Origin of the sequence: Caldimonas manganoxidans ATCC BAA-369 (genome assembly GCF_000381125.1) — a bacterium.
In the GTDB taxonomy this organism is placed as follows: domain Bacteria; phylum Pseudomonadota; class Gammaproteobacteria; order Burkholderiales; family Burkholderiaceae_C; genus Caldimonas; species Caldimonas manganoxidans.
Map to the genome: position 1 here is coordinate 56,922 of NZ_KB905948.1, position 9,582 is coordinate 66,503.

Annotated in this window: 13 protein-coding genes; 4 read left to right on the top strand and 9 right to left on the bottom strand. The window is 65.9% G+C overall.

All coding sequences use genetic code 11. The features are described 5' to 3' along the window. Positions 1 to 29: 29 nt before the first annotated feature. Positions 30 to 1,208 carry a 4-hydroxybenzoate 3-monooxygenase gene (pobA, locus tag F615_RS0111530; protein ID WP_019561344.1) on the bottom strand — a complete coding sequence of 393 codons (1,179 nt, stop codon included), beginning with the start codon at positions 1,206 to 1,208 and terminating at the stop codon, positions 30 to 32. A gap of 124 nt (positions 1,209 to 1,332) precedes the next feature. Here pobA and F615_RS18400 point away from each other — a divergent pair, with 124 nt between their 5' ends. Beyond that, the gene (locus F615_RS18400; RefSeq protein WP_019561345.1) at positions 1,333 to 2,271 is read left to right on the top strand and encodes a helix-turn-helix domain-containing protein; all 939 of its coding nucleotides are present in this window, start codon (positions 1,333 to 1,335) and stop codon (positions 2,269 to 2,271) included. On the opposite strand, the gene F615_RS0111540 is transcribed toward F615_RS18400, so the two are convergent. From F615_RS0111540 to F615_RS0111555, 4 genes are read right to left on the bottom strand one after another with little or no spacing between them, the layout of a single operon-like run. Further along, positions 2,234 to 2,827 (bottom strand): DUF4136 domain-containing protein, encoded by a 594-nt coding sequence (locus F615_RS0111540; protein WP_019561346.1) that lies wholly within the window; start codon positions 2,825 to 2,827, stop codon positions 2,234 to 2,236. The genes F615_RS18400 and F615_RS0111540 overlap by 38 nt on opposite strands. A gap of 32 nt (positions 2,828 to 2,859) precedes the next feature. Next, positions 2,860 to 3,783, bottom strand: a complete 924-nt coding sequence (ttcA, locus tag F615_RS0111545) for a tRNA 2-thiocytidine(32) synthetase TtcA (RefSeq protein ID WP_019561347.1) — start codon at positions 3,781 to 3,783, stop codon at positions 2,860 to 2,862. Continuing rightward, on the bottom strand, positions 3,780 to 4,178 hold the full coding sequence (locus F615_RS0111550; protein WP_019561348.1) for a dihydroneopterin aldolase: 399 nt from the start codon (positions 4,176 to 4,178) through the stop codon (positions 3,780 to 3,782). Before F615_RS0111550 ends, ttcA begins: the two co-directional genes overlap by 4 nt. 1 nt (position 4,179) lies before the next feature. Beyond that, positions 4,180 to 5,004, bottom strand: a complete 825-nt coding sequence (locus F615_RS0111555) for an SDR family oxidoreductase (RefSeq protein WP_051090240.1) — start codon at positions 5,002 to 5,004, stop codon at positions 4,180 to 4,182. A gap of 23 nt (positions 5,005 to 5,027) precedes the next feature. On the opposite strand from F615_RS0111555, the gene F615_RS0111560 reads away from it, so the two are divergent. Next, positions 5,028 to 6,146, top strand: coding sequence for a class I SAM-dependent methyltransferase (locus F615_RS0111560; protein WP_019561350.1), 1,119 nt, complete (start codon positions 5,028 to 5,030; stop codon positions 6,144 to 6,146). An 8-nt stretch (positions 6,147 to 6,154) separates the two neighbouring features. Further along, positions 6,155 to 6,349, top strand: coding sequence for a DUF2905 family protein (locus tag F615_RS0111565; RefSeq protein ID WP_019561351.1), 195 nt, complete (start codon positions 6,155 to 6,157; stop codon positions 6,347 to 6,349). Between the two features lie 65 nt (positions 6,350 to 6,414). On the opposite strand, the gene F615_RS0111570 is transcribed toward F615_RS0111565, so the two are convergent. The 3 genes from F615_RS0111570 to pcaH form a co-directional block, all read right to left on the bottom strand. Then, positions 6,415 to 6,630, bottom strand: coding sequence for a hypothetical protein (locus tag F615_RS0111570; RefSeq protein ID WP_033371364.1), 216 nt, complete (start codon positions 6,628 to 6,630; stop codon positions 6,415 to 6,417). Positions 6,631 to 6,810: 180 nt separating this feature from the next. Beyond that, positions 6,811 to 7,401, bottom strand: a complete 591-nt coding sequence (gene pcaG / locus F615_RS0111575; RefSeq protein ID WP_019561353.1) for a protocatechuate 3,4-dioxygenase subunit alpha — start codon at positions 7,399 to 7,401, stop codon at positions 6,811 to 6,813. Continuing rightward, the gene (pcaH, locus tag F615_RS0111580; RefSeq protein ID WP_019561354.1) at positions 7,398 to 8,111 is read right to left on the bottom strand and encodes a protocatechuate 3,4-dioxygenase subunit beta; all 714 of its coding nucleotides are present in this window, start codon (positions 8,109 to 8,111) and stop codon (positions 7,398 to 7,400) included. Before pcaH ends, pcaG begins: the two co-directional genes overlap by 4 nt. 113 nt (positions 8,112 to 8,224) lie before the next feature. Between pcaH and pcaQ the strand changes: the two genes are divergently transcribed. Next, entirely contained in the window at positions 8,225 to 9,151 is a 927-nt protein-coding gene (gene pcaQ / locus F615_RS18405; RefSeq protein WP_019561355.1) for a pca operon transcription factor PcaQ, read from the top strand. 241 nt (positions 9,152 to 9,392) lie between these two features. On the opposite strand, the gene F615_RS0111590 is transcribed toward pcaQ, so the two are convergent. Then, a partial coding sequence (locus F615_RS0111590; RefSeq protein WP_026330259.1) for a hypothetical protein occupies positions 9,393 to 9,582 on the bottom strand: 190 nt, incomplete at its 5' end.

Genomic DNA, 9,582 nt, shown 5'->3' on the forward strand with positions numbered 1-9,582 from the left:
ACCGCGTCGTACGGGTCAAACCGCGCGACTCAGCACTCCAGCGGCAGCCCGACGTAGTTCTCGGCCAGGGCGGTGGAAGCCGCGCGCGAGCCGACCAGGTAGTCGAGTTCGGCCTCCTGGATCTTGCGGCCGAACTCGCCATGGTCCGGAAAGTGGTGCAACAGGCTGGTCATGTACCAGGAAAAGCGCTCGGCCTTCCAGACGCGGCGCAGGCATTTCTCGGAGTAGTGGTCGATGCCGGCGCTGCTGCGCTCCTGGTAGTACTCGATCAAAGCCCGCGAGAGGTAGCCCACGTCGGAGGCCGCCAGGTTCAGGCCTTTGGCGCCGGTGGGCGGCACGATATGGGCCGCATCGCCAGCCAGGAACAAGCGCCCAAAGCGCATGGGTTCGGCCACGAAGCTGCGCAGCGGGGCAATGCTTTTCTCGATCGAAGGCCCGGTCACCAGCGACTGCGCGGCTTGCGGATCCAACCGGCGGCGCAACTCGTCCCAGAAGCGCTCGTCGCTCCAGTCCTCCACCTTCTCGCCCAGCGGCACCTGCACATAGTGACGGCTGCGCGTGGGGCTGCGCATGCTGCACAGCGCAAAGCCGCGCTCGTGGTGGGTGTAGATCAGCTCGTCGCTGACCGGCGGGGTGTCCGACAAGATCCCCAGCCAGCCGAAGGGATAGATGCGCTCGAAGGTCTGGATCGCACCGGCCGGCACACTGGCGCGGCTCACCCCATGGTAGCCGTCACAGCCGGCGATGAAGTCGCACTCGATCTCATGCGTGGTGCCGTCTTTTTCATAGCGCACACGCGGCCGCTCGGTGTCGAAGTCGTGCAGGCTCACATGCGCCGCCTCGTACACCGTGGTCAGTCCCTCGGCGCGGCGCGCCTCCATCAAATCACGGGTGATCTCGGTCTGGCCGTACACCATCACCGATTTGCCGCCGGTCAAGCCGCTGAGATCGATGCGGTGACGTGCCCCTTTGAAACAGAGCTCGATGCCGTGGTGCACCAGGCCTTCACGGTGCATGCGCTGCCCCACCCCGGCCTGGTCCAGCAGGTCTTGGGTCACCTGCTCGATGATGCCGGCGCGGATGCGCCCCAGCACGTAGTCGGCGCTGCGCTGCTCCAAGATGATGGCGTCGATGCCGGCGCGGTACAGCAGCTGGCCCAGCAACAAGCCCGAGGGGCCGGCACCGATGATGGCGACTTGCACGCGCATGGCAATTCTCCTGACACATCGAGACGGGTTGACGAATCTCAAGCTTAGTGAGCCCCGGCCCACGCTGAAATGGACGTGGCGGACAATCACTTGCACAATCCGAACATCCCCGCCTGTTGTCAGCATGGTCACCCGGGTTCCCACCTACGCGCTGTACGGCGAGCAAGGCCAGCCTCTGATCCCAGAGAGCCTGCATGTGGAATCCATCGCCGAGCGCAGCCGACTCTACGATTGGGAAATTCGCCCCCATCGGCATGATCTTTTCGCACAGATCCTGTGCCTGCGCAGCGGCCGAGGCGAGGTGGTGTTCGACGATGAACGACAGCCCTACGAAGCGCCTTGTGTGGTCTTCGTGCCGGCGCTCACGGTGCACGGTTTTCGCTTCTCGACCGACACCGATGGCGTCGTGCTGACCGTGGTGGCCCAGCGCCTACAGGCCTTGCTGCAAGCCGAACCCGGGTTGGAGGCAAGGCTGTCGCATGCACGGTGTTTGCGCTTTGCTGCGCAGGCCCCGGCCTTCGAAGCGCTGGACGAGGCGATACGCACCTTGACCGCCGAAGCCCAAGGGCATGCCCCGTGGCGCCTGGCAGCGCTGACGGCGGCGCTCAGCCTGGTGCTGGTGCGCCTGGGCCGGGCGCTGGAGGCGGCCGACGCCCACGGAGCGCAAACGCCCTCGCGCAGCCTGCAACACGTGCAACGCTTCCGCGCCCTGGTCGAACAACACTACCGCGCGCAACCGCCCCTGTCCTTCTATGCCCGCCAGTTGGGCATCACGCCCGCGCAGCTCAATCGCGTCTGTCGCGAGGTGCTGCGCACTTCGGCCTTGGGCGCGGTGCACGAGCGGCTGTTGTTGGAGGCCAAGCGCGACCTTGCCTACACGCAGCTCAGCATCAAAGAGATTGCTTGGACCTTGGGCTTTACCGACGCCGCCTATTTCACGCGCTTTTTCACTCGACACACCGGCTGGTCGCCGCGCCGCTTTCGCGATCTGGCCCGACGCCAGCTGGCCGACCCGCGGCTGGGGCTCAGCGCGGAATCTCGATCCGCACCCGGCGCGGACTGATCGCCGGCTGCGGGAAGTCCCGCATCGCGGCCTCGAACAGCGTGCCACGCACCGCCTCGTCGGCCCAGCGCCCATCATGGCGGGCGCTGGTCTCGTACAGCACCTGCTGCGTGCGCGCATCGCGGATCAGCACCGACACGTCTTGCACATAGTAGGGCTGCGGCGCATAGAAGCTCAACCCCACGCTGGCGCCACGGTAGGCCCGTCCGCCATAGAAAAAGCCCGTGTTCCAGCCCCAAGGCCAGGGGTCGTCCCAGGGCGCGCGCTCAAAGCGGGTCAGCCGGCTGGCCACCTGGATCACGTACTGGGGCGAGGCATCGGCCGCAGCCAGCGTGAAACCCGCCTTTTGCAGCGCCGGCAAGGCCGCCGCCTCGATGGCCTCTTGCTGCGCGGCTTGGGCCTGTTGCGAGGGCAAACGCTCGAAGCGGAAGCTGCCGGGGCGTTGATCCGCCGGCCACTGCGAATGGCTGCTCACATCGCTTTCGATCAAACGCATGCTGGCGCAGCCGCCCAACACCAACAGAGCAGCCAGCGCCCACCCGCTCATCCAACGCATCGGTCGTCTCCCTGCCCGCCGCAGCGGGCCGCTCAGCGATCCCAGTGCCAACTCACCACCGCCGACGACGGCGGCGCGGCGCACGCCTCATCCTCGTCGAAGGCCTTGTCCCCCCCGGCCTCGGGCACCCCGGAGGCTTGGAGGCCGGCAAAGGGATACAGGTTCCGGTCCATCAGGTGCGAAGGCACGACGGTTTGCAAGGCCGAGAACATGTTCTCGATGCGGCCAGGATACTTCTTTTGCCACTCCCGCAGCATCGCCCCCACCTGCTTGCGCTGCAGGTTGTCCTGACTGCCGCACAGATCGCAAGGGATGATCGGGAACTGACGATGCTCGGCCCAGGCGGCCAGGTCGTGCTCGGGCACGTAGGCCAGCGGGCGGATCACGATGTGCTTGCCATCATCGCTCACCAGCTTGGGCGGCATGCCCTTGAGCTTGCCGCCAAAAAACATGTTGAGGAAGAAGGTCTGCAAAATGTCGTCGCGGTGATGGCCCAAAGCGATCTTGGTGGCCCCCAGCTCGCTGGCCACGCGGTAGAGAATGCCGCGGCGCAAGCGCGAGCACAGGCTGCATGTGGTCTTGCCCTCGGGGATGAGGCGCTTGACCACCGAATACGTGTCCTGCTCCTCGATGTGGAACGCCACCCCCCGGCTCTTGAGATACTCGGGCAGCACATGCGCCGGAAAGCCCGGCTGCTTCTGGTCGAGGTTGACGGCCACCAGATCGAAATGCACCGGCGCGCGCTGTTTCAAGTTGATCAGGATGTCCAGCAGGGCATGGCTGTCCTTGCCCCCGGACATGCACACCATGACCTTGTCCCCGGGCTCGATCATGTTGTAGTCGGCAATCGCCTGCCCCACCAGGCGGTGCAGCCGTTTGCTCAGCTTGTTGGCCTCGAAGGCTCGCTTGTCGGCCGCCGCCTTGCCACCGGGGCGCTCGTCCAGCGCGGTGCTCATACCGACTCCTTCATGCGGAAGACCTCGACGCCGACGGCATCGCAATCCGGATAGACATCGGGCTTCTCGGTGGACACCCGCGCGGCCTTGACCTGCGGATGCGCCATCATCAGCTCGATCACGTCATCGCACAAGGTTTCTTGCAAATGGATATGCCCTTGCGCCACCCGCTGGGCGATGGTGCGGCGGATGAAATCGTAATCGACCACCTCCTCCAGCCGATCGGCCTTGGGCGTGGTGGTGGCCAGCGGCACGTACAACTCCACATTGATCAACACACGCTGCTCGCCGCGCTTTTCGAAGTCGTGCACACCGATGTTGATCCAAACCTCGTAGTTGCGCAGAAAGAGCCGGCGGCAGTCCATCAGGCTCGGATGGTTCAACAGGGATTGCATGTCATTCCTTGGAAACGGCCAAGCCCTGGCGGGCGATGAACATCACGTCACGCGGCTGGGCATTCAGATGCTGGCCACCATCGACCAGCAAGGTCGTGCCGGTGATCGCCGGCGCATGCAACACGAAGCGCACGGCCTGAGCGATGTCTTGCGGCGTGGACGAGCGCTGCAGCGGCGTCATGCGAAACGAAGCGGCGAACTCGGCCTCGTTCATCGGCCCCGAGGGCAGGGTCACGCCTGGGGCCACGCCCACCACGCGCACCGCAGGCGCCAGCGCCTGGGCCAGCAAGGTGGTGGCCGACTCCAGCGCCGCCTTGGACAAGGTATAAGCGAAATAGTCAGGGTTGGGATTCCACAGCTTCTGGTCCAGCAGATTGACCACGCAGCCGCTGCGGCCGTCGCCCTTCAAATGATGGGCCAACGCCTGGGCCAGCAGCACCGGAGCTGCGGTGTTGACGCGCCAATGGCGCTCCATCGAAGCCAAGTCGGAGCTCAGCGCGTCGTCGTACTCGAACAACGACGCGTTGTTGACCACCGCATCGAGCCGCCCGAGCGCAGCCACCGCCTGCGGCACCAAGGCCCGGCAGGCGCGCTCGTCGGACAGATCGGCCGCCAGCACGGCCACACGCGCGCCGGCGTTGCGGCACTGAGCGGCCGTCTGTTCGGCCTCGGCCGCCGAGCGGCGGTGATGCAAGGCAATGTCCCAGCCCTGCGCCGCCAGCTCCAGGGCCATCGCGCGGCCCAGACGGCGCGCCGCCCCGGTGATCAAGACCACCGGCCGCGCGGCTTCGGCTGAGGACTTCAAGGGCTTTGGAGAAGCAGACATGGACGGCTACCTACAATGCCGCGATGCAGACCAACGAACCCCTCAGTGTAACGGCCGCCCTGTCCGAGCGCCTGCGCCAGGCCATCGTTGCCGAGGGCGGCTGGTGGGGCTTCGACCGCTTCATGGCCGCTGCCCTGTACACCCCGGACCTGGGTTATTACGCCAGCGGACGCCGCACCTTCGGGCTGCTGCCCGACAACGGCAGCGACTTCGTCACCGCCCCCGAGCTCAGCCCGCTGTTCGGCCAGACCCTGGCGCGGCAATTGCGTCAGGCCTTGGTGGCCAGCGGCACCGCAGACATCTGGGAGTTCGGCGCCGGCTCGGGCGCCCTGGCCAGCCAGATCCTGGGCGCACTGGGGCCGGCGGTGTCGGCCTATCACATCATCGAGCTGTCCGGCGCCTTGCGCGAGCGCCAACGCCAGCGCCTGGCCATCGAGCAACCCACGCATCTGCCGCGGGTGCACTGGCACGACCGCCTGCCCGAGACCATGCGCGGCGTGGTCATCGGCAATGAAGTGCTCGACGCCATGCCGGTGCAGTTGTTGCATTTCGACGGGCAACAGTGGTTCGAGCGGGGCGTGGGCGTGGACGGCTCGCGTTTCGTCTGGCGCGACCGTCCCACCGCGCTGCGCCCGCCGGTGCCTGCGGCCTTCGTGCCCGGCACCGTCACCGAAATCCATCCCCAGGCCGAAGCCTTCGTGCGCACCTTGGCCGGCTGCCTGACCCGCGGCGTGGTGTTCCTGATCGACTACGGCTTTCCCGAGGACGAGTACTACCTGCCCCAGCGCCATGGCGGCACGCTGATGTGCCACCGCGCCCACCGCGCCGATCCCGACCCTTTGGTCGACGTGGGCGACAAAGACATCACCGCCCACGTGAACTTCACCGGCATCGCGCTGGCCGGCCAGGAGGCCGGGTTGGAGGTGCTGGGTTACACCTCGCAGGGCCACTTCCTGCTCAATTGCGGGCTGTTGGAACTCATGCCGCCAAACGATCCACGAGCCGCCGCGGCCGTGAACAAACTCGTCAACGAGCACGAGATGGGCGAGCTCTTCAAGGTGATCGCCTTGGCTCGCGGCTTCGACCTGCAGCACTTCGAGCCCATCGGCTTCACCCACGGCGACCGCAGCCACAGACTTTGAGGTGCTGCATGCTGCGCTGGCTACTCATCATCCTCTTGGCGTTGATCGTCTTCAACGGTCTGAGCGCCTGGCTGCACCGCATCGGCCTGGGTCGCCTGCCCGGCGACTTTCATTTCAAGCTCGGCGGCCGGCAGTGGGACCTGCCCTTGACCAGCGCGGTGCTGTTGAGCCTTCTGGCAGCGCTGATCGGAAAATTCGTCTGAGTCACCGCCTTGGAACGCGCCGCGAAGGCCTTGGGCTGCGAGCCCCGAGGCGGAGCGCGCGGCGTTCAAGGGAACCAAATGTTCCACAGCCCCGCCGCCACGTGTCCCCAAATGAGGACATTGACGCCCAGCAGCGCAAACGTGCGGGTATAAGCCCACAAGGTACTGGCCCGGCGGGCCAGCACGTCATGGCCGGTGAAGGCATAGAGCAACATGCAAAGAGCCGACGGGACCAGGGTGCCCACGATGAGCACACCCATCACCCAGTAAAAAACAGTCATGGCGGAGAACGATGTCGAGTTCGTGGGCGCTCGCTTTCGCTGCACGCATCCCACAGATTACATCGCCTCCCAGAAAATGAAAGCCCCGTCGGCAGGGCTTCGGCCTGTGCGCTGCCGATGACGCTGGGCGCCAGCCGGCCCAGCGCCCCGCGTCACCGCATGCGAAGCATCCGAGGCGCCTCACAGGTCGAAGAACACCGTCTCCTGATCGCCTTGCATGTGGATGTCGAACTGATACACCACGCCAGCGGGCTGCACCTGCCGGCGCGCCAGCAACGTGCCGCGACGCTCGGCCGGCACCGATTGCAACACCGGATCCTGGGCGTTGGCCTGCGCTTCATCGTCGAAATAAATGCGAGTGAAGGCATGGCTGAGCATGCCGCGCATGAACACGATCACATCGATGTGCGGGGCCTGGCCATCGGCCGCGCCGGGCTTCACGGTGGTGAAGACAAAGCGGCATTGAGCATCGGTGCCGGTGCCACAGCGGCCAAAACCGGTGAAGCCCCAGGCCTGGGCCTGCTCGGCGCTGGTGACCTCGCGGCCTCGTGCATCCAGCTGGGCGATCTCGATCATCGCATCACTGACGGGCTGACCCGCGCCGTCGAGCACCCGGCCGATCACGGTGATGTGCTCACCCTCGGCATGCGGCTGAGCCAGCACCGGCGTGTACGCGCTGCCATGGTCATAGAAGTATTGGCGTGGCGTCAAGCCGTAGGCAAAGTAAGGCCCAACGGTTTGAGAGGGGGTTTGTGCAAGCAGGGTGCTCATCGCGGCGTCTCCATCGGCGTTTCATTCGGGCCACGCAAGACGATGTCGAAAACATAGCCCAGCGCAAAATCCGGTTCGGTCACCTCCAGCGAAAACTTCGAGATCAAGCGATCACGAGCGCGCTCGGGCGTGCCTTGGAAGATCGGGTCATGCGCCAGCAACGGGTCGCCCGGGAAATACATCTGCGTGACCAAGCGGCTGGCAAAGTACTCGCCAAACAACGAGAAGTGAATGTGATTCGGCCGCCAGGCATTCGGATGATTGCCCCAGGGATACGCCCCCGGCTTGACGGTGTAGAACTTGTAGCGGCCCTCGTTGTCGGTGAGCGTGCGGCCGGCGCCCAAGAAGTTGGGGTCCAGGGGGGCCTCATGCTGATCGACCTTGTGCACATAGCGCCCCGCGGCATTGGCCTGCCAAATCTCCACCAGCGCATGACGCACCGGACGGCCCCGCTCATCGAGCACCCGTCCGGTCACCACGATGCGCTCCCCCAGGGGCGCACCATTCTTCGCCGCATTGCGCGTGAGGTCATGATCCAGCGGGCCGATGGCGTCGTGCCCATACACCGGGGCGCGCAGCTGACGCAGCCGCTCTTTGATCGGCAACAGCGGCTTGGTCGGACCACGCAGCACGGTGGACTTGTAGTCGGGGTAGATGTAAGGCGGGTGGCTGTCCCAGTCTCGGGGACGCAGCGTCACGGTCTCGCTCATGGGGGACTCTCCTCGTGGGGCCGTCATGGATGATCAATGCCCACACTCTAAGCATCACCCAAGGTTATGTAAATTGAAGTTTCGTTCGATAATCAATTCTTTATAGTTATCGAATGAATCGCATCCAAGCTCATCGCCTCCAGCTGCGCCACTTGCACTGCTTTCTGGCCGTCGCACGACTGGGCCATCTGGGCCGAGCCGCGCAGGCGCTGTCCATCAGCCAACCCGCGGTGACCAAGACCCTGGCCGACCTGGAAGCCCTGCTGGGGCTGCGCCTGTTCGAACGCGGCCGCCGTGGTGCACGGCTCACACCGGCCGGGCAGGGCTTCTTGCGCCATGCCAGTCAAGTGATGGCCGCGCTGGATCAAGCGCTGGACAGCGTGGCCCCCGGCCAGGCGCCCACCGTGCTGCGCTTGGGGGCACTGCCCACCGTGGCCCATGCCATCGTGGCCGCCGGCCTGCGCTCACTGGGCCTGCCCGCTGGCACCACGGTTCACATCGAAACCGGCGCCAATCGCGAGCTGTTGGCGCGTCTGCAACAAGGCACCCTGGATGCCGTGGTCGGCCGCCTCTCGGAGCCCGAGTGGCTGCAAGGCCTGACCTTCGAACACCTGTATGCCGAGCCGCTGATCATTGCCGTCAGACCCGATCATCCCCTCCGACACAAGCGCCGCCTGAGTGCAGCACAACTGGCAGACTACGACTGGATCCTGCCCGTGGCCGACACGATCATCCGTCACAACGCCGACAGTTGGCTGCAAAGCCAGGCCGTCGTGCCGCGGGGCATGGTCTTCGAAACCCTGTCCGTCTCGCTGGGCCGAGAGTTGGCCGCCAGCAGTGATGCCCTGTGGTTCACACCTTCGGGCGCCATCGAGGCCGACCTCGAACGCGGCGTGCTGGCCCGACTGCCGCTGGCCTTGACCGGCACCGAAGAACCGGTGGGGTGGCTCATGCGCAGCGAGTCTGCCCCCTCACCCGCCTTGCAAGCAGTGCGCGCAGCGCTGCGCGAACAGGCCAAGCGAAGACATCGACGAGCCTGAGCCCCCCCGGCCGCAGCCGCCCCGTCTGCTTTCGCCCCACGACAACCGCCCACGCGGCCTCGGTCCGGTCAGCGACGCGCCACGCCGCCCTTGGCGGCGCCTGCCATCATCCACGACCGCATCTTGCTCAGCCTTGATGCCACACGCCCTGCCGCCAATGTTGTGCCGGCCGCATGGATGAGCAGCCCATGCTGACCGCGCGCATACAGCGGCTCCAGCCCCCACCCCATCGGTCGCCGGCTCACCAGCCCGCCCCCTTGCGCAGCGGCTTCCCGATGGCATCGCGCACGGCCTGCGGCCACTCATACACCCGCGAGGTGTGAGCCGCCAACCACAGCCCCGTGGCCTGGCCCCAGTTGACCGACAAGGGAATGTAGGGGGCCAGAAGAAAAATCGCCACAGCCGGGTCGTACCATTTGACATACATCACC